The organism is Methylobacterium sp. NPDC080182, assembly GCF_050281105.1.
GTDB lineage: Bacteria > Pseudomonadota > Alphaproteobacteria > Rhizobiales > Beijerinckiaceae > Methylobacterium.
On sequence record NZ_JBNNWO010000003.1, the window covers coordinates 188958 to 208288 of the forward strand.

17 protein-coding genes are annotated in these 19331 nt (G+C 67.3%); 8 read left to right on the top strand and 9 right to left on the bottom strand.

Annotation, left to right across the window (positions count from 1 at the left end):
* Nucleotides 1-24 precede the first annotated feature (24 nt).
* The 5 genes from ACQKQD_RS06955 to ACQKQD_RS06975 all read right to left on the bottom strand — a co-directional run bounded on the left by ACQKQD_RS06955 (nt 25) and on the right by ACQKQD_RS06975 (nt 5251).
* Complete coding sequence (locus ACQKQD_RS06955; protein ID WP_427507918.1) at nt 25-876, bottom strand: exodeoxyribonuclease III; 852 nt, start codon at nt 874-876, stop codon at nt 25-27.
* 7 nt (nt 877-883) lie between these two features.
* Nucleotides 884-2314, bottom strand: coding sequence for a hypothetical protein (locus ACQKQD_RS06960; RefSeq protein ID WP_427507919.1), 1431 nt, complete (start codon nt 2312-2314; stop codon nt 884-886).
* A 9-nt stretch (nt 2315-2323) separates the two neighbouring features.
* A complete protein-coding gene (locus ACQKQD_RS06965; protein ID WP_427507920.1) occupies nt 2324-3172 on the bottom strand; it encodes a hypothetical protein in 849 nt (282 codons plus the stop codon).
* A 4-nt stretch (nt 3173-3176) separates the two neighbouring features.
* On the bottom strand, nt 3177-4301 hold the full coding sequence (locus tag ACQKQD_RS06970; protein WP_427507921.1) for a radical SAM protein: 1125 nt from the start codon (nt 4299-4301) through the stop codon (nt 3177-3179).
* Between the two features lie 593 nt (nt 4302-4894).
* Nucleotides 4895-5251 carry a hypothetical protein gene (locus tag ACQKQD_RS06975; protein WP_427507922.1) on the bottom strand — a complete coding sequence of 119 codons (357 nt, stop codon included), beginning with the start codon at nt 5249-5251 and terminating at the stop codon, nt 4895-4897.
* A gap of 246 nt (nt 5252-5497) precedes the next feature.
* Between ACQKQD_RS06975 and ACQKQD_RS06980 the strand changes: the two genes are divergently transcribed.
* The 6 genes from ACQKQD_RS06980 to ACQKQD_RS07005 all read left to right on the top strand — a co-directional run bounded on the left by ACQKQD_RS06980 (nt 5498) and on the right by ACQKQD_RS07005 (nt 9730).
* Nucleotides 5498-6028: a hypothetical protein gene (locus ACQKQD_RS06980; protein ID WP_427507923.1), complete on the top strand. Its 531-nt coding sequence runs from the start codon at nt 5498-5500 to the stop codon at nt 6026-6028.
* Nucleotides 6029-6583: 555 nt separating this feature from the next.
* Nucleotides 6584-7120 (top strand): GNAT family N-acetyltransferase, encoded by a 537-nt coding sequence (locus ACQKQD_RS06985; protein WP_427507924.1) that lies wholly within the window; start codon nt 6584-6586, stop codon nt 7118-7120.
* Nucleotides 7121-7289: 169 nt separating this feature from the next.
* Nucleotides 7290-8288: an alpha/beta hydrolase family protein gene (locus tag ACQKQD_RS06990; protein ID WP_427507925.1), complete on the top strand. Its 999-nt coding sequence runs from the start codon at nt 7290-7292 to the stop codon at nt 8286-8288.
* 470 nt (nt 8289-8758) lie between these two features.
* Nucleotides 8759-8926 (top strand): hypothetical protein, encoded by a 168-nt coding sequence (locus ACQKQD_RS06995; protein WP_427507926.1) that lies wholly within the window; start codon nt 8759-8761, stop codon nt 8924-8926.
* Nucleotides 8923-9123: a hypothetical protein gene (locus ACQKQD_RS07000; protein ID WP_056532440.1), complete on the top strand. Its 201-nt coding sequence runs from the start codon at nt 8923-8925 to the stop codon at nt 9121-9123. Before ACQKQD_RS06995 ends, ACQKQD_RS07000 begins: the two co-directional genes overlap by 4 nt.
* 58 nt (nt 9124-9181) lie before the next feature.
* A complete protein-coding gene (locus ACQKQD_RS07005) occupies nt 9182-9730 on the top strand; it encodes a metal-dependent phosphohydrolase (protein WP_427507927.1) in 549 nt (182 codons plus the stop codon).
* A gap of 53 nt (nt 9731-9783) precedes the next feature.
* On the opposite strand, the gene ACQKQD_RS07010 is transcribed toward ACQKQD_RS07005, so the two are convergent.
* Nucleotides 9784-10023, bottom strand: a complete 240-nt coding sequence (locus tag ACQKQD_RS07010) for a hypothetical protein (protein ID WP_427507928.1) — start codon at nt 10021-10023, stop codon at nt 9784-9786.
* A gap of 878 nt (nt 10024-10901) precedes the next feature.
* On the opposite strand from ACQKQD_RS07010, the gene ybaL reads away from it, so the two are divergent.
* The gene (gene ybaL / locus ACQKQD_RS07015) at nt 10902-12776 is read left to right on the top strand and encodes a YbaL family putative K(+) efflux transporter (protein WP_056532444.1); all 1875 of its coding nucleotides are present in this window, start codon (nt 10902-10904) and stop codon (nt 12774-12776) included.
* Nucleotides 12777-12855: 79 nt separating this feature from the next.
* On the opposite strand, the gene ACQKQD_RS07020 is transcribed toward ybaL, so the two are convergent.
* Complete coding sequence (locus tag ACQKQD_RS07020) at nt 12856-14034, bottom strand: DUF1624 domain-containing protein (protein ID WP_427507929.1); 1179 nt, start codon at nt 14032-14034, stop codon at nt 12856-12858.
* Nucleotides 14035-14421: 387 nt separating this feature from the next.
* Complete coding sequence (locus ACQKQD_RS07025; protein ID WP_427507930.1) at nt 14422-15327, bottom strand: AraC family transcriptional regulator; 906 nt, start codon at nt 15325-15327, stop codon at nt 14422-14424.
* Nucleotides 15328-15423: 96 nt separating this feature from the next.
* Here ACQKQD_RS07025 and ACQKQD_RS07030 point away from each other — a divergent pair, with 96 nt between their 5' ends.
* Nucleotides 15424-16170, top strand: coding sequence for an SDR family oxidoreductase (locus tag ACQKQD_RS07030; RefSeq protein WP_100252319.1), 747 nt, complete (start codon nt 15424-15426; stop codon nt 16168-16170).
* Nucleotides 16171-16267: 97 nt separating this feature from the next.
* Here ACQKQD_RS07030 and ACQKQD_RS07035 read toward each other — a convergent pair whose 3' ends face one another.
* Complete coding sequence (locus ACQKQD_RS07035) at nt 16268-19306, bottom strand: PAS domain-containing protein (RefSeq protein WP_427507931.1); 3039 nt, start codon at nt 19304-19306, stop codon at nt 16268-16270.
* Between the last annotated feature and the right edge of the window lie 25 nt (nt 19307-19331).

Below are 19331 nucleotides of genomic sequence, written 5' to 3' on the forward strand. Positions count from 1 at the left end.
GCGGCCGATGCGCCGGTCCGATCGTCAGACGACGAGGCCGGTCCCCGCGGATCGGCGGGCGAGTTGGTAGGGCGTCGGTTGCCGCGGGATGCCATCCGCCTTGTCCGCGGGTTCCGGGACGTTCAACTCGACCTCGACCGGGCAGTGGTCGGAACCGGTCCTGTCAGGGAGGTGGCGGCAGGCGACGAGGTCCCCTCGCAGCGTCTTCTCGACGAAGACGTAGTCGAGCCGCCAGCCGATGTTCCGGGCGCGTACGGTCGAGCGCATGCTCCACCAGGTGTAATGGCCGCCGCCGGGCTCAAACTGCCTGAAGGCGTCGACGAACCCCGACGCCAGCAGCCGGTCGACCCAGGAACGCTCCTCGGGCAGGAACCCGGCATTGCCGCGGTTGGGGGCCGGGTTCGCGAGGTCGATCTCGGTATGGGCGACGTTGAAGTCGCCGACCAGGACGAGGGGCCGTCCGGCCACGCGTTTCTTGGCGATGAAGGCGTCGAGCGCTTCAAGGAACGAGACCTTTTCGGCGACCCGCGTCAGCTCGCGATGGCTGTGGGGCGCGTAGACATTGACGAGGCTGAACGTCTCGAAGTCCACGGTTAGGACCCGGCCCTCGACGTCGGAGGGATGGCCGATGCCGCGCGTCACGCCGTGCACCTTCAATTCTTCGCGGACTAAGGTCGCGACGCCGCTGTAGCCACCCCGCTCGGCCGAGTTCCAGAATGCGACGTAGCCCTCGAACCAGTTGGTCGTAAGCAGGTCCTCCTGCACCTTCACTTCCTGGAGGCAAACGATGTCGTTCTCGGCCAAGCGCAGCCAGGCCTCGAAATCGTTGCGGACGGTCGCCCGCAAGCCGTTCACGTTCCAAGTGACGATCTTCAAGGCAAGATCACCTCGTCTCAGTCGTGTCGCCGTTAAGTGGCATGCTCTCTACCATGTGTCGAACGAAGGCAGCGGCGACGGCCGATGCATAAGGCTGCCAGGACTTCTCCTTGCCGCCGTTCGCATAGTCGCAGATACCTCTTACGACGATGTAACCGCGTTCCGACTGCCAAGCCGCCTCCGCGATGCCGGACCCCTCCATCTCGATGGCGATGATATCCAGCTCGTCGCGGAGCCGTTCCCGTTCCTCGGCCGACTTGATCACGGCATTGCCGCTGCCAATGCGCCCGTTATGGGCGAACGGGCGCCCCTTTGCCCGTCGCTTGTCCGTGATGCGTCGCGTGGCCACTGCCGCCTCGTCGCCGACGCCATCCCTTAAGACATCCTTCTTAGGCCTCTCGCAGTCCGTCGCGGCGCAGATCTCGTCGACGTAGCCCCAGTAGTCCTGCAGAGGTGCCTGCGCCGCAAGGAGGCCCTTCGAGAGCGTTGACCATGCCTGCGACGCGGCACGAGGCGGCGGCCTGTGTTGGAACCCGGCGTCGGTCACCTTTCCCATATCGGACTGGGCGATGCCAGTCTCGTCGGTGACGACGACGTCGCCGAGCCGGACGTCCTTCTGCCCTGCCTTGAGACCGGGCACGCCGCCCGCGATGCCGACCATGATGAGCTCCTGGACAGACTTGAAGTCCTGAAGCAGCCGCATGGCCTGGGCAGTCGCCTTGTTGTTGCCCATGCCGACCATGATCAGCACGACCTTGTGGCGTCCGCCTCCATAGGCATCGATGTAGCCCGGTAGATACTCGCGGAACCCATTAGCGTCCCGCTTGCGGATCGGCCTGCCCGGGTCCTTGAGGATGGCTTGCGCAGCCCTGAACTCGACCTCCAACGCGACGACGATGCCGAGCGTCGGCGAAAAGCTCTCCTCCATTTCCCTCGTCACCCTCTCCGCCTGCTTGCGCAACGAGTACGCGCGGCTGACCATGTGCGCGCAGATCTTGCCATTGGACACGTCGGGCGCGTCGTAGACAAAGACCTTAGCGCCATGCCGTTCGATTCGCCTCTTGATGAACCCGGTCTCATGTTTCTGGGGGATCGTGACGAAGAGGCGTTCGGTCAGCGAGGACGATGCGGGTCCGACCTCATGACAGAACTCAAGGCTCCGCGCGGCCATGTCGATGGTCGACGCGAACATGACGACGGTCTCGGACGCATGCAGCCTCTCCTTCGCCGCATCCTCCTCGAAAGGATCCATGCAGTCACAGGAGCACGCCACCACCGCGCCCAGGCTTTTGAACACCTCCGAAGCAGCCTTGCCGACCTCGGTCCCGTGGTCACCCTCGCAACCGAGCCAGATCCTGGAGCCGAAGAGGAGCTGGGTCTCCTCCATCTCCATGTCCCGTAGCCAAGCCGACACGCTCGCGCTGAAATCGTCCTTCATCGCTCGGCATCACAGGCTGGATAGGAACTCTCGACCCTGGTCGGTCACTTTCAAGGCGGACGCCTGATCCTGGACGATGAAGTCCATGACGCGCAGGCCGTCCAGCACCTCCGGCGGGTCGCCGATTGCATTCATTAGGTTCGGGTCGCCCAGCAAGCCGTCCCGGTCGATGCCAGGCTTGGAAGCAACCTTACGCAGGAGGTACCTTGACAGCACACTATGCAGGTCGAGGGAGAACTCCCTGAATAGGCTCTCGTCGATGTCCGCCGACTTGCTGGACGCCTTCAAGGCCTGCTCTGTCAGGGCCTCGTTGATCCTTTCGGAACGAATGAGCCAGACCAGCTTGGATTTTGCCGCCTCGGAATGCTCGCCCTGTATCTGGATGAACCGATTGCCGAAGACCGAGAACTGGATCTCATGGCCTGCATCATAGGCTTTCAGGTCGACGGAGCGGTGCCCGACAAGGTCGATGGCCTGGAAGCGTTCGCGCCAGTTCCTGAAGCCCTTTTGGCCCCATTGGCGCAGGTTCCACTCCACGATCCGGTTCCGGTTCGACCGCTTCTCCGCCGGAACCTTGTAGAGCACGGTGAAAGGGTGGTTCCCGCGTCCGACGATGGCCGTGCACACGCTGCGGTGGACCGGGTCGGTCAGGGCCCGAGCACCTCCGGTCACATGGATGCAGACGCCCAAGGAGCCGTCGGCAAGGGCCTTTTCGATCCTGTCGTTCGTCGCGAGGTGGACGGTCTCGTTCCCGGCCTTGTCGGCTCCCGAGGCACTCAGGATCTCAAGGCCCTTGAGAAGGCCGGCGGCCACACCCGCCTTCTCAAGCGTCGCGTTCAGGACGCGGTCGACGGTCATCGGCTCACCCGACCATCATGGAGGCGTCGTCCCTGGCCGCGTCCCAGGCAAGCCGGTGGTTCCACACGTACTCGTCCTGGCCCGGCTTGAACGAGAAGCAGACCGGGACGAGGTCGCCGTACTTCTTGTGACGGCTGCGGTTGGTGCACGGCGTCATCCGGTCGAGGTCATGCCCCGCCAACTCGTTGGCGTGCGACCGTTCCCAGCCGATCCTACCCTCGCCCCAGGTCGCCACCCCGAAGGCCGTGCAGATGAGGTTCGAGCAGATCCGGATCGTGCCGTTCGGGTGGACCATGACCCGCTCGCCGAGCTTGACCGGGCAATAGCCGTAGTAGTCCGGCGCGCGCGCGAACTCGGCCTTCGTCACGAAACACTGGGGCAGCCGGACCTTGATGCCGAACGCCCCGAACCGGACCTTGGCCGAGAGCTCCTCGTAGACCGGCACCCAGTTCTGCGGGCGGGGCGCGAAGTTCCCCGTCCAGGTATCCATCGGGATGCCGACCTTGAACAGGTCGTGGAAGTTGACCTGGTGGACGCCGAGCTCCTCCACGAAACGGATCATCCGTTCGAGGTTGAGCATCCCCTCCTCGTCGCGGTCCAGGAATAGCTTCTGCACACAGCACGTCACGGTCACGAAGTAGCCGAGGCCGACGGCCTTGCGGATCGCGTCGACGGCCCGGACGAACGTGCCCTTGCCGCGGAGCGGGTCGTTGGTCTGCGCCGAGAAGCCGTCGAGGCTGAACGCGACCTCGTCCAGACGCGCGAACGACGGCTGTTCGAGCAGCGACGAGACGCGCTGTCCATTCGTGTCGATCCGCACGTACTCGTAGCCGAGCGCGCGGGTGCCCTCGATCAGTTCGAGCAGCGGAAGGCCGCCCTGCCTATGGCCGTAGAGCGTCGGCTCGCCCCCCAGGAACGTCACCTTGCCGGCGCCGAGCTTGCGGAAGGTCGCCAGCAACCCGAGCGCGTCGTCGAGAGGGATCTCTTCGTTGATGAAGTGCGAGATGCTCGGCTTGTAGATGCACTGCTCGCATTCCAGGTTGCACCGGTCCGTCACGTACATGAAGACCTGGTGCAGGCGCCGGAAGTGATGGGCGAACTCGGGGTCCGCCGTGAACGTCGTCGGCATCAAGAGACGGCCCTTCCGCCGGAATCGCTCAACGTCAAGTCAAGCATGGTGCCAGGTATGGGACAAGAGTGTGGCGGCGTCGCTCTATCGGTTATGCACGTCGCCCACAACGCACGCCCATGACGACGCATGGCGCGCCGGGAAGTTCGCTCATTCCCCTGGGGAAGGAGGACGCGGGGCAGACGTGTCGGCCGCGGCGCTTCCCAGTCGCGGTGATCCGTCCGGTTTTCCGGCGGCGCATCGATGCATTGGAGAACGCGGCGACCGGCTTGCCCACCCGCAAGGGACCGTCGCCCCTTGTCGCCGGCTGCGACGAGGGCGCGTTGCGACGTGTGTCTGATGTCGTTCAATGAGCGGACCTTCGTGGTCGATCTCACGAAGGTCCGCTCCTGGCGCAAAGCTGCGGCGATTAGTGCTGAGTCGGGTGGATTTCTGCCCGTCCGCTTATGGACAGCGGACGCATTTGAGCGGACATGACCGTGAAGACCAGTTAAGACCGCTCAGCGGACCCATCCGCCGTGAAGCAAACACACAATAAGTGAATTCATAGTTCTGACATGGCCTAACACCTTTATAATTCCAATTATAAGGCATCACAATGGATGACGTTGCTTGACCGCGATGATTTCATCAGCCGTTGGTAGCCTAGTGCCGATCCAAAAATAACTAAGTATTTTCTCCCCTGAGCATACTATCTGCATGTGAATGTCATCATACCACGTTGTATTTATACCCAATTCAAAGAATGTTTCGGTCCAAGCAGGCGTCGGCTGCCAAGTCACGATTGCCTTCCGACCGAGAGCTTGAAGCCTGAGCACGCAGATCTCGAACCTATCACTGTCGCCGAGCCTCTCACCATCCAGTTTTAATTCATACAGATCGCACATATTCCACGGATCCGTGGCCCAAAATCCATCGCTCGAACGAGACCACCGGAAGAATTCTGACATATAATTTGCCTCTGGCCGAAATATTAGCTGATCTGCGACCGAAGTTGGTAATCACGATTTTTCGGATTTCCGTGTTTTTCGAGGATCAGTGAATGGCTGATTTTGGGAAATTTTCACCCTCGCCAGCAGGGCTGATGTGGGTCGCTATCCGACTGTCCGCTCGGGGTGGGTTTCGGCGTGTCCATTTCAGAGCTAAAATTTCAAAAAGCGGACGCCGCCGAACCTATAAGACGGAGGCTAGCAACGATGCTGAGTATGGAATTCGTTATTCTCGCGCGGCTCGTTTGTGCGGTACAGAACGATGATGATAAAGTTGATGCTAAAGGGCTCAGCTGCCTTGAGAATGCAATTGAAATTTTGGAACAATGTGGTTTGATTTCTGAAACTTACGGATTTGGGCGCGGAACAGGTGGTACTTGGACAAGCAAAGAATGGCAACACAATGACGGCGCGGAAACTAAAAACCCATCGCAGGCGGTGCTCGACGCCTGCTCAATGATCGTCGAGCAGTACTGCTCAATGAGTGACGAAAGAATACACATTGGCAAGTGGCAGCAAGGAGATGCATGGTTTAATGCTGCTGAGTATCTTGCGAAGGTCGGAGTCATCAAAAATTTTGTCAAATATAAAATAGAACTTTCGGAAAATGAGCACAAGTATCTAACTAGTATCGGAGCAATACATAAGGTTTGCAGAACAATTGATGCAATTGATGCGGAGTTTGTTGATAGATTAGGAGCTTGGCGTCGATCTTATCCAGACACTGAATTTGAATAATATTAAACGTTATAAATTTTCGCCTCTAGCAGCAACATATTTAAAAAGCAGCTTGGTAGATATCGAATAAACGTCGAAGGCATTACGTTTTGCGCGGAATTATCAAGACATTAGCAGTTGCAATTTTATGCGGTGCCTTAGGTGGGGCCGCCATGTTATTACTTTTTATGTAACGCCTTCCTAAGTATGACTGATCGGGAAAACCTATCCCAGAATGCAGTCCTGGTCTATTTACAAACCAACCCTGTGGCCTGACGACTAATATAATTGCTTTCGGAATGACGACCGGCTTTTGCCCGTTATGCATCCAGAACGGCATTTTGGCTTGATCTGGCGAGTGTCTGCTTCTGAAGAGGCGGCGACCGTGAGCCTAGCGTCTCATATGGGTCGGGTGCGGAAGGGCGGCTCAGGGCGGATTTTTGCCGGGCCGCTTCTGACGAGGTAGAGATCGAAAGCGGCCCCCTTCTCTCACCATGCGGAAGAACGGTCGATTGTGATGAAACGCTCACCCCTTCGCCTTGTCGGCGAAACGGTCGTCGAACTCGGGCGGGATCCATGATCGAGACGCGCCGCCTCCTTCTACGGCCCTGGCGTGACATGGACCTTCCACACTTCGCGGCTCTGAACGCGGATCTTGAGGTTCGCCGTTGGTGGTCGGCTGGTACGCTCAGCGAGGCAGATAGCAACGCCCAGGCGAACGACTTGCAGCGGCACATCGAGGATAACGGGTTCGGCTTCTGGGCGGTCGAGGCACCCGGCGTCAGTCCGTTCATCGGCTTCGTCGGCCTCCAGAACGAGAGCGACGACATGCCATTCGCACCGGCTGTCGAAGCAGGGTGGAGATTGGCTCGGGCATATTGGGGACGAGGCTACGCGGTCGAGGCAGCTAAAGCCGCCTTCCGGGATGGCTTCGAACGGCTTGGGCTGGACGAGATCGTGGCCTACGCGGTCGAAGGCAACATGCCTTCGCGCCGGGTCATGGAGCGGCTCGGGATGCGCCACGACCCGCGCGATGATTTTGATCACCCTCGCCGTGCGCCGGACGACCCGTTTAAGCGCCACGTCCTGTATCGCCTACGCAATTCTAGATGACTGGCACTCCGCCAGGATCAAACATCGACCGTTTTGCGGCAGGTTGCCGGTCTTGATGGCGACGCGCGTATTGGAAGACCGCTCGGGGTGGTTTTCGGACCGTCTGCTTTTCGTCAGTTCGGCATCGAAGCTATAAGAATGCGTCGGTTCGCGTGCCGAGGGCCTGTTCTTGATAGTCGGGTTTCGATCAGGTCTGTGTCTCGACCCATCTCGCTCGAACTGGGAAGGAACGAGCGCTCGCCCGATCTCGTGGTCGGCTTGGTATCCCGCCGCTGACGTCAGCGTTGCATCACACCCAAACGGAGCATCCTGGTTCAAGCTGCGACCCGTTGTTCTTGATGCGCAGCCCCTTCGTTCTCGGCAACCCCGACCGCTGATGCTGCTGTCTCATGGCAGCGGCGCAAGCGCCCTCGCGATGGACTGGCTTGGCCATCGACTGGCAGAGAGCGGCTTCGTCGCCGTTGGCATCGATCACCACGGGCACACGGGTACCCAGACCTATCGGGCGGAGGGATTTCTCTGCCTCTGGGAGCGCGCACGCGATGTCACCGCTCTGCTCGATGATTCGTCCTGGCGAGGCGATCTCGGGGTCGCAGTTGAGGACCGGGCCTGCGTCGTCGGCTTCTCGGCCGGTGCCTACACGGCGATGCTTCTCGCCGGAGCGCGCGTCGCCTACTCGCAGTTCGAGCCTGACAATCCGGTCAAGAGCCCAATCCGAGGCCCTCGCGAGTTCCCGCAACTCGCCGACGAGGTGCTCAGACTACAAGCGAGCGCAGTGTTTCGTGCCTCCTGGGAGAGGCGGCGCGATGACTATCGTGACGAACGCGTCCGCTGCGCGGTCGCCATTGCTCCGGGACGATCCGTGCTCGGCTTCTCCGAAGAGAGCTTGCGCGCCATTACCCGTCCCGTTCTCCTCATAGGTGGCGACGCCGATACGACTGCTCCGCCAGATTTATGCTGCCAAGCGATCCAAGCGAGGGTCGCCACCAGCACCTTTGAGATGATCCGCGGTGGAGTGAACCACTACACGTTCCTGCCGGAAGGTAGCGACAGAGGGCAAGAAGCCGCCCCGGAACTGTTCGAGGATACGTCAGGCTTAGATCGTAAAAGCGTTCACGACCGCGTTGCCGCAATGGCTGCGGAATTCGACGAGCACGTCCGCTCTTGAGCAGGGGCGGTTGTCGGCTGAATGTCTTGGATGGGTCGGACGCGGAACGTCCGCTTCCGGGCAGACCAGCAAGGTCCACCCGTAGCGCTTTGCCGACGAAGACTCGTTCATGGCCGAGGCTCAAAGCGAGCGTCCATTCCTTCGAATTTCGGCTCACTGCGATCCCTTGTGGAGCAGCGGAATGCGCCCTTGGCACTGGGCGCAGGATCGTATCAACTGCCTGTGCGCACGAAGCTGAAGCGCGTGTAAAATCAATGACTTGTCCCGAATGATTGGCTGTGTTCGTGCTGGGTGAGAATCCTGGCGCCCCAGCCAAATTTCCCAAGGAAAACAGGACCTTCGGGGCCGAGGCTGTGCGGGTCCACCGGAACGCGCGGTGTCGCCCCGCGTCACGAGAATCCGCACGGTCCCGAACGGCCCGCGGGCCGTCCGGCGCCGGTGCTCCGCACCGTGAGGCCGAGACGACCGCTGTGGAGAGCGAGACCGCGACGGCTGAGCCCTTCACGATCCCGACAGGCCACCACGTCGACGTGGCCCAGGCCATCGAAATGCGCTCTCAGGCGACGAGCCTCCGCGCCGGCGCTGCGCTGCAAGTGGCCGAGAGCGCGATCAACATGAGTTTCCCGAGGACGACATGAGCGACGTGCCCGATCCGAAGCGGAAGACGATCGCCGACAGCGTGCTGGTTCGTCTCAGCACGTTCGCGCTGGGCATCGGCCTGTACGACGGCATCGCCCGGAGCATCGTCGAGAAGGCGGTTGCCGACATGCCGGAGGCCACCGTCGAGCAGATCGCGGCGGCGGCGCGGATGATGATGCTGTTCGTGTCGGGCTGAGAGCGGTACATGGCCGGGACAGCGACCCTGCTGGCGTATCCGGTGAAGGGATGACCGCGTGATCCTGCCTCCCCTCCGCCGGACCGCGGCCGACGCGCGGACGGTGGCCACCGTCGCCCACGACGGCCAGGTCGACAAGGGCGGCAGGCCGTATATCGAGCATCTTGCGCGCGTGGCTGCCGGCGTGCTCGGGCTGTCGGAAGGGTGCCCGTTCTGGTCCGACCTGGAGCGGGACGAGGCGCTGCAGGCCGCGTGGCTGCACGATGTGGTCGAGGACACCCGCTATGGGTTCGGGGACTTGGCCAAGGAGGGCTTCAGCGACAACGTGCTGACCTCGGTCGCCATGCTCACGAAGCCCGGAGGTCGCGTCACCTACGCGGCCTGGATCAACAACATCGCGAAAGTGGGCACCCTCCGGGCGACCCTCGTCAAGCTCGCCGACCTCGAGGACAATTCGGATCCCGGGCGTCTGGCGCTCCTGCCCCCGGAGACCCGCGAGCGGCTTCATCTCAAGTACGAGCCGGCCAAGGCAATCCTGCGCGCGGCGGCGGCGGCGAAGGGCTGGCTCGGTTCACCGACGACGGTCGAAGGCAGTGGGCCGCGTTAGCCCCGCACCTTGCCCATGCGGCGAAGCTTCGCGCGACCGGCGCCGTCCCGCTGTCACGGCCGCGGCATGCGCGGCGACCCGCGCCGCGACACCCCTGATAGCTCGGCGCCGAACCGCCCGCGCGCGTGCACCGCAACAGCGAAGCCGCCGTCGACGGTCAGATGGAGAAGCCGCTCGTCCATCTCGGTCAGCATGGTGTCGGGCTTCACGCGATCGACCAGCCCGTCATCGATCGAGGTCGGCCAGACGACGTGCACCTCCCGGAATGTCTCGGCGAACAGGATCGTCAGCATGAACGGCGCCCGGTGGCCGAAGCTGTCCCCAAAGAGCAGCGGCCGCCCGCGACCAAGACCCGGACAATCGAGGGAAGGTCAAATCATCCTCTTCCCAGATCGTAGACGTGTGCCAGCGCACGCGATTTACAATGCTCGCGGTTCGCGCGCGGATGAAGAGCCGATCATGTGAACGTTAATACGAGGGGCCTCGATCTCTGGGGGCATCGCGTGAGCCGTACGTATCCGAACACTCGCAAGGGGCGAGCTTTGCTGTTCAGCCGTCAAGCTGAGCCGACCATTCGGACGTCGGATCTGGTGGGAGCCACGGCCGGGGTCGCACTCTTGGGCGGCCTGTGCTTGCTGCTCGTGGCCCTGCTCACGAGCGAGGCCCAGGGGTTCACGGATCTCACGTCGATCCTCACGGACAGCTAGAGCAAAACCCGACCCTGTTGCGGCCGGACGCGCGCCCGCTTCCGGGCCGCGTGACGGAGTCGCGCATCCCGGTCAGGCTGCCGCACGTCGCGCGGGCGGCACCGCTCCCGCGGCGCGGGTCCCAACGAGGCGCCCGGTTCCGGCAGCGGCGAGGCCGCGGGTTCCAGGTCCCGGCCGTTCGTCCCGCCCCGACCCGCCTCGGCCCTCGACCGCGCGCCGGATTCCTGCACGATGGGCGATCGGGACGCGCGGACGCGGGCGGCGCCCGCCGCCCTGGCGCGGGACAGCACTCCGGAAGACCATCGCGGCTCGGCGGGAGGCGGTTTCGCGGCGCCCGAGGGGCACGCGGCGATCGCCGACGGCGGTTCGCACAGGCGTTCGGTCGGAAGAGCGTTGAATCGCGGCCGCCATTCGGAAAGGCTCGCTCCGCCCGATCCGCATCGCCCCCCGGAGGTGAAGACCCTGTGCCGCACGCGACCGAACTGATCGCCATCATCGCCCTCGGGCTGACCCTCGCCTTCATCTGCGGGATGGTCGCGCAGCGCCTCAGGCTGCCGCCGCTGGTCGGGTACCTGGTCGCGGGCGTCCTCGTCGGCCCCTACACGCCGGGCTTCGTGGGCGACAGCAACCTCACGGGCCAGCTCGCCGAGATCGGCGTCATCCTGCTGATGTTCGGGGTCGGGCTGCACTTCTCGTTCAAGGACCTGATGGCCGTGCGCGCCATCGCCCTGCCCGGAGCGGTGGTGCAGATCGCGGCGGCGACCGCCATGGGGATCGGCCTCGCCTTCGCCTGGGGCTGGACCCTCGGGCAGGGCCTGGTCTTCGGCCTCGCCCTCTCCGTCGCGAGCACGGTGGTCCTGCTCCGCGCGCTGGAGGAGCGCGGCCTCCTCGACACGGACAACGGCCGCATCGCGGTGGGCTGGCTCATCGTCGAGGATCTGGCGATGGTGCTGACCCTCGTGGTCCTGCCCGCCCTCGCGCCCTCGCTCGGGGGCGAGGCCCGGGGCCTCGGGCACGGCACGGCCCACGCCCTCACGGACCTCGTCGCCCAGCTCGTCGGACCGGAGTACGCGCAGAGCCTCGCGCTCACCGTCGTTCTGACGCTCGCCAAGGTCGCGGTCTTCGCGGGGCTGATGCTGGTGGGCGGACGCCGCTTCGTGCCCTGGCTGCTCGACCAGGCGGCGCGCACCGGCTCGCGGGAGCTGTTCACCCTCGCGGTCCTGGCCCTGGCCCTGGGCATCGCCTTCGGCTCGGCGGAGCTGTTCGGGGTCTCCTTCGCCCTCGGGGCCTTCTTCGCCGGGATGGTGCTCGCCGAGTCCGATCTCAGCCATCAGGCGGCCGCTGATTCGCTGCCGCTGCAGGACGCCTTCGCGGTCCTGTTCTTCGTGTCGGTCGGGATGCTGTTCGATCCGGGGATCCTCCTGCGCGCGCCGCTCTCGGTCCTGGCGGTGCTCGGCGTCATCATGGTCGGCAAGTCCCTCGCGGCCGTCGCCATCGTGCTGGCCTTCCGGCACCCGCTCGGCACGGCCCTGACGATCGCCGCGAGCCTCGCCCAGATCGGCGAGTTCTCCTTCATCCTGGTATCGCTCGGCCTGTCGCTGAAGCTGCTGCCCGAGGAAGGGCGCAACCTGATCCTGGGCGGAGCCCTGCTGTCGATCACGCTGAACCCGCTCTTCTTCGCCCTGGCAGCGCGGATCGAGCAGGTCTTCGCCGACCGGCCGGACCTTGCCGCCCGCTTCGCGCGCAAGGGCGCGGCCGACGTCGCCATCTCGGGCGGGGAGCCGCCGCGACGGGACCACGTCGTGATCATCGGCTTCGGGCGCGTCGGCAGCAGCATCGGCGCGACGCTGGAGACCTGGGACCTGCCCTACGTGGTGGTGGAGCGCGACCGGCGCCGCGTGCTGGCCCTGCGCGCGGCCGGCACGCAGGCCGTGTTCGGCGACGCGACCGCGCCCGGCATCCTCGAGGCGGCAGGTATCGGCACCGCGCGCCTGCTCGTCGTCGCCACGCCCGACGCGCATCAGGCCCGTCGCCTCGTCGAGGCCGCGCGCGCCGCCAACCCGGGGATCGACACCGTGGTCCGCACGCACAGCGAGGCGGAACGTCGGCATCTCGAGGAGGACGGCGTCGGCCTCGTGCTGATGGGCGAGCGGGAGCTGGCCCTCGGCATGTCCTTCTACGCGCTGCGCAGTCTCGGCGTGCGCGAAGGCGAGGCCCGCGTCTTCATCGACACGGCGCGCGCGGAGAGCCGGAGCGACGCGGAGGTCACCGTCGGGCCGGTGAAGGGGACCCCCGAGCTGCGCCATCAGCACGACCGCGACGGGGCGGACCTGTCGTGACGCGGGACCGCGGGGGCGGCCCGGTCGTGGCCGCTCCCACACGGGGCCGCGGCGGATGTCGGCGGCCGAGGGGCCGCCGTCAGAGGTAGCTCAGGACCGGCGATGTCGAGGCCCGCTTCAGGCGCACCATGACGCGGCACGCCAGCCAGAGGGGAACGCTCACGGCGGCCGCGACGAGCCAGAGCGCGAGGGGCGAGCCGGCCTCCACCCGTCCCGACGCCCCGGCGAGGCCCAGCGCCACCGCGCCGTCGTAGAGGACGCGCAGCAGCGCGAGGTGGAGCAGGTAGAAGAACAGCGGCGCGCCGCCGAAGACGCGCAGGCCGCCGAGGAGCCGCTGCGGCATCACCTCGAACAGCGCCAGCAGGCCGAGACCGAGGCCGAGGGTCAGCAGCAGGAAGTCGGCCGAGGGCGGGTACTTGGTCAGGTTGACGAAGGACAGCACCGTGGCGAGCGGCGTGGCCCCCGCCTGCCACGGCACCGGCTCGCCGTAGCCGTTGAGCCCGCGCAGGACGAGGAAGCCGACCAGGGCGGCCGCCCCCAGCCCGAGGAGTCCCGCGCGTCGGCGCGCGGCGTCGACACCGCCGGCGAAGAGCGGCCCCAGAGCGTAGCCGGCCGCGATCACGCCGATCCAGGGCAGGAGCGGGTACGAGGTCCGCGCCAGCCCGCCCCAGGGCAGCGCGATCATCCCGCGCTGGTGCAGGATCGACCAGAGCACGTAGCCGGGCTCGTCCGCCCGGATCGCGACCCCGTCCAGCAGGTTGTGGCCGAGCATGAGCGCCAGGGCCCCGGCCACGAGGGCGGCCCGCGGCAGCCAGAGCAGGCCGGCCAGCGCCACCATGCAGAGACCGATCACCCAGATCACCTGCAGGTACAGGATCGGCGGCCGGACGCTGCCGGCCCAGGCGACGTTGACGAGCGTGACCTCCAGCAGGAGCAGGAGCAGACCGCGCTTGAGCAGGAAGGCGGCGGTCGCCCGCGCGCCGTGCCTCTGCCCGTAGAGGAACGCCGAGAGGCCGGTGAGCAGGACGAAGACCGGCGCGCAGAGGTGCGAGGCAGCCCGTGTCAGGACCAGGTCGGGCGGCGTCGCGACGAGGTCCATCGGGTCGCGGACCTGCGCGTGAAGGTAGAAGAACTCCCGCACGTGGTCGACGAGCATCAGCAGCATCACCAGCCCGCGCAGGGCGTCGATGGAGCCGACGCGCCGCGATGCCGCCGGACCGCCGGGTGCGGCGGCGGGCGCCCAGGACGATGCGACCATCAGGAGCGCGCCGCCGTGCCGAGGGTGCCCCGCGGGGGAGCGCCGATGTCGGCTCGGACGCCGCCGGCGATCGCGCGGAATGCCAGCGTCCATCGAGCGGCGCGGTCCTGGCGGCGGCTCGCACGGGCACCGGCCTGCGCGCGGAGGGCCTGCGGATCGGTGATCAGGACGTTCTCCTGCGCGAGGGGCCGTGGCGCGTCGGTCGCGCCGCGGCGGGTGACGGGGTCGAGCGCGATTCCGGTCTCGTACCCGAACCCGGCCTCGGGGCGAAGGGCCGGCTGGCACCGTCGATGCCGGTGCCGGACCGGAAGGAAGCCGCCTCACCGTGTCCGGGCCTGGCCCGGGCTTGGCCCGGGGCTCGTCCGGGTCACGGCCAGCCGGCCCGGATCACGGCACCGGCCGCTCGCGGGCGTACCGGATCGGCGGCCGGCCGACGTGCCGGGCGAAGGCGACGCTGAAGGTGCTCGCCGAGCTGTAGCCCACCCGCGCGGCTACCTCGGCCATCCCGACCGCCTCGCGGCGCAGCAGATCCTTCGCCAGCGCCATCCGCCACGCCAGCAGGTACTCCATCGGGGCGACCCCGACCGCGCGGCGGAACCGCTCGAAGAACGTGGACCGGGAGAGGCCCGCCTCGCGCGCGAGCGCGGCCACCGTCCAGCTCGCCGTCGGACGGTCGTGCATCCGCCGCAGGGCGGCGGCGAGCCGGTCGTCGGCGAGCCCGCGCAGCAGTCCCGAGGGCGCCGCCGGCCCGGCGGTGGCGCGCAGCGCCTCGATCAGCACGACCTCCAGCAGGCGCGCCAGGACCACGTCGCGGCCCGGCCGGTCGGCGCGGGTCTCCTCGTTCACGAGGCCGAGCAGAGTGGTCAGCCGGGCGGCGCCGCGCGCATGGACATACCGGGGCAGCAGCGAGACGAGCAGATCCGCGTCGCTCGACGCGAAGACGCAGTGGCCCACGAGCATCCGGACATTCGGCGGCCCCTCGGCGTCGCCGAGCCGGAACACGCCGGGGCTCACAGCGACGGGACGCTGCGCTGCGCGCCGCGGGGGCGGCGGCTCGAGGCTGGTGGTGGTGAACGCGTGGGCCGCGGGGATGAGGACGAAGTCGCCCTCTCCGAGCACGATCCCGGCCTCGCCGTCGATCGCGAGGCGGCACCCGCCCTCGAGCACGGCGGCGTAGAACGGAAGCCCGGAATCCGTGCGCCGCACCGCCCAGTGACCGGAGCCGGTGACGAGCTTGGACAGCGGGGCGCTCGGCCGGAGGAGGCCGACCACCTGGGTGAGCGGATCGGGCATTCTCGGACGCTCGCCAATGCGAAACGGACTTGCGCATGTATCAGGTCCGGCCCGCGCTCCCTATCACCCCGTTGCCGCTTCTGCACGGGAGTTCCCATGAACACGATCCTGATCACCGGCTGCTCGTCCGGCTTCGGCCTGGAGACGGCCCGCACCTTCCTCGAACGGGGCTGGCGCGTGGTCGCCACGATGCGCGGGCCGCGGAGCGACCTGCTCGCGCCCTCCGATCGTCTGAGCATCCTGCCGCTCGACGTGACCGACCACGACAGCATCGACCGCGCGGTCGCGGCGGCCGGACCGGTCGACGCGCTGGTCAACAACGCCGGCGTCGGGCTCCTGAACGCGCTGGAGGGCGTCTCGATGGACGCCGCGCGGGAGGTGTTCGAGACCAACACCCTCGGCACCATCGCGATGACCCGAGCGGTGCTGCCGCAGTTCCGGGCGCGCCGCGCGGGCGTCGTCGTCAACGTGACGTCGAGCGTGACGCAGCGCCCGCTGCACCTGCTGTCCGTCTACACGGCGAGCAAGGCGGCGGTGAACGCCTTCACCGAGTCCGTGGCGCTGGAACTCGAACCGTTCGGCATCCGCGCCCGGCTGGTCATTCCCGGACGGTCCCCGGAGACCGCGTTCGGCGCCAACGCGCGCGCCCGCATGGGCATGGACATCCCCGAAGCCTACGCGGCGGTGGCCGCGAAGGTCTTCGCCGGCATCCAGCAGGCGGACGGGGACCTGACCCGGTCCTCGGACGTGGCGGAGGCGGTGTGGCGCGCGGTGACGGACCCGTCGTGCCCCATGCGTCTGCCGGCCGGCGCCGACGCGGTGGCGTGGGCCAAGGCGAGCTGAGGGCGGGCTGAGGGCGAGCTGAAAGCTGGCTGAGGGCGGCGGCGAACCGCGCAGGCCCCGGCCCGGAGGTCCGGGATCCCGACGCGGGAGCCCGGGCTCAGGACGGATCCGCGAGCGCGCCGGCCTTCCGGCGCGGATCCAGGGCCCGATGCAGGATGCGGCCGAGCTGCTCGGCCGAGTACGGCTTGTGGAGCAGCGTGAAGTCGTGGGCGTCCGACTGCGCGAGAACGTGGCTGTAACCCGATGTCAGCACCACGGGTACCTGCGGCGCGCGCCTCCGGAGCTCCTGCGCGAGCGCGACGCCGCCCATGCCCGGCATCACCACGTCCGAGAAGACCAGGTCGAACCGGTTCCCCGCCCGGCCGAGCTCCTCCAGCGCCTCCTCGGCGTTGGCCGCCCAGGTCGGCCGGTAGCCCAGATCCTCCAGGATCTGCGTCGCGAACTGCCCGACGCCGACATTGTCCTCCACGACCAGGACGCGCTGCCCGCTCCCGAGCGGCGCGAGGGCATCCTGCAGGCGGTCACCCGCCGGCCGCTCCTCGGACGCCACCTCCGGCAGGTAGAGGGTGAACGCGGTGCCCGCAGCGAGGGTGCTGCGCACGTCGACGTCGCCGCCCGACTGCTTGGCGAAGCCGAACACCTGGGACAGGCCGAGGCCGGTCCCCTTGCCGACCTCCTTGGTGGTGAAGAACGGCTCGAAGATCCGGCCGATCTGCTCGGGCGGGATGCCGGTGCCGGTGTCGATCAGCGACACCGCCGCGAAGGGCTTCCGGGACCCGGCATGGCCGCGGATGGCCGGCAGGGCCGCGCCGCAGGTCACGCGCAGGGTCAGCGTGCCTTCTCCGTCCATGGCGTCGCGGGCGTTGACCGCCATGTTGACGAGCGCGGTCTCGAACTGGCTCACATCCGCCCGGACCAGGCAGGTCGCCTCCGGCACCTCGGTCACGACCTGCACCCGCGCGCCGGTCAGCGTGTCGAGCATGTCGGCGATCGCCCGCACCCTCTGGCCGACGTCGAACACCTCGGGCTTGAGGGCCTGACGGCGGGCGAAGGCCAGCAGCTGGCCGGTGAGCTTCGCGGCCCGCTCCACGGTCTCGGAGACCGCGTCGAGGTAGCGGCGCTTGCGGACCTCCGGCAAATCGGGCCGGCGCAGGAAGTCGGCGGACGAGCGGATGATGGTCAGCAGGTTGTTGAAGTCGTGCGCGACGCCGCCGGTGAGCTGGCCCACCGCCTCCAGCTTCTGCGACTGGCGCAGCGCCTCCTGCGCCTGGGCAAGCTCGGCCTGGCCGCGCAGCCGCTCGGTGACGTCCATGACGAACTGGTAGCAGCCCGTGCGCGCCCCCCGCGCGTCGCGCAGGGTGCGGAAGCTGATCTCGTAGGAGGGGCGCGCCCGCCCGGCGTCGCCGAACGCCTCGACCAGGGTGATCTCCTCGCCGGCGAGCCCGCGTCCCCATACCGCCCGCACCTGCGCCTGATGCTCGGGCTGGTCGGCCAGCAGGTCGAGCATGTTGTCGCCCACCTTCGGCCTCACGCCGTAGATGCGCGCGAACTCGTCCGCATTCGCCTTGTTGATCGCCAGGATGTTGTAGTCGAGATCGGCCGCCATCACCATGATGTCGGTCCTCTCGACGATCGTGGCGAAGAGATTGCGCTCCGCGGTTCGCTCGGAGACCTGCAGCTCCAGGGTCTCGTTCAGGTCCTGGAGGCGGCGCTCGCTCTCGGCCAGCCGCGTCTCGGCCTCCTTGCGCCGGCTGAGATCGGCCGTGACGATCAGCAGGCTCTTGAGCCTGCCGTCCGCGTCGTCGAGGCGCCGGATGCTGCTGCTGGCCCAGATCGCGCTGCCGTCGGGGCGGAGATAGCGCTTGTCGAGGGTGACGTCGCGGTCGGTCTCGAGGGCCCGCGCCAGCGCGGCCGCGCTCGGCGCCCGGTCCGCGGGATCGGTCACGTCGGCGACGCCGAGCCGCAGCAGCGCCTCGGCCGGGCGCCCGAGGATCCGGCACAGCTCGGTGTTGACCCGCAGGAAGCGCCCCGCGGCATCCACCTCGGACAGGCCGACCGAGGCGCCGGCGAAGATCGCCGCCAGGTGCTCCTCGCTCTTGCGCAGGGCCGCCTCCGCGCGGGCGCGCTCGATCGCCGCCTTCACGCGCTCGCCGACGTCGCGGATCAGGTTCCCCTCGGCGGTGGTCCAGGCGCGCGGCACCGCGCTCTGCACCGCGAGCAGGCTCACCCACTCCGCGCCGCGGAACAGCACGACGTCGACGAAGGCCGCGACCTCGCGGGATCCGAGGCCGGCGCGCGCCGCCTCGCTGAAGCGGGGATCGGCCGCCACGTCCTCGACCGCGACCACCGTCCCGTCGCGGTAGGCGGCCAGCAGGTCGGGGCCGAACGCCGCCAGGGAATGCTCCCCGACGATCGAGCCGACGCCCCGGACGTATTCCCGCTCGACCTTCATCAGGCTGCCGGCGATCTCGGCGTAGAAGACGCGGCTCGCGCCGACGCGCTCGCCGAGGCGCCGCGAGGCCACCGCGACGATCTCCGCCGACGCGGTCAGCGGACGGAGCGTGTCGCTGAGATCGAGCAGGAAGGATTGCCGCTCCTCGTTGTCCCGGCGCGACGCCTCCGTCTCGCGCGGACGGCGGGCGGCGGCCGCCTGGCCGGCGATCGCCGTGCAGGTCCCGACGAGGCCGGTGACGCGCCCCGCCGTGTCCCGGACCGGCACCAGGGAGAGCGCGACGCGCGCCGCGTCGGCACCCCCGTCGCCGTGGAGGAGGGGCTCACCCTCCGCCGTGTGGACCGGCCGGCCGGCATAGGCCCTGTCCACGAGGGGCGCGAGACCGGCCCCGACCCCGCCCCAGACCGCGAGACAGTCCCGGCCGAGGGCCGCGGGATGCCGGTCGCCGAGGATCTCCGCGTAGAGATCGTTGTACAGGAGCCGCCGCTCGGGGCCCCAGAGGATGAATGTCGGCCGGTTCGCGCCGAACATGACCCCGACGAGGGTCGTCAGCGATTCGGGCCAAGCGAACAGCGCGCCGAGGGGCGTGCTGTCCCAGTCGTGCGCGCGCAGGAGCACGGCCATCGCGCCGCCGTCGGCGAGGAAGGCCGGGTCGCAGATCGGGGCGTCAGATCTCCCGTGCATGGCGTCCTGACGCGGCTTCGACGGG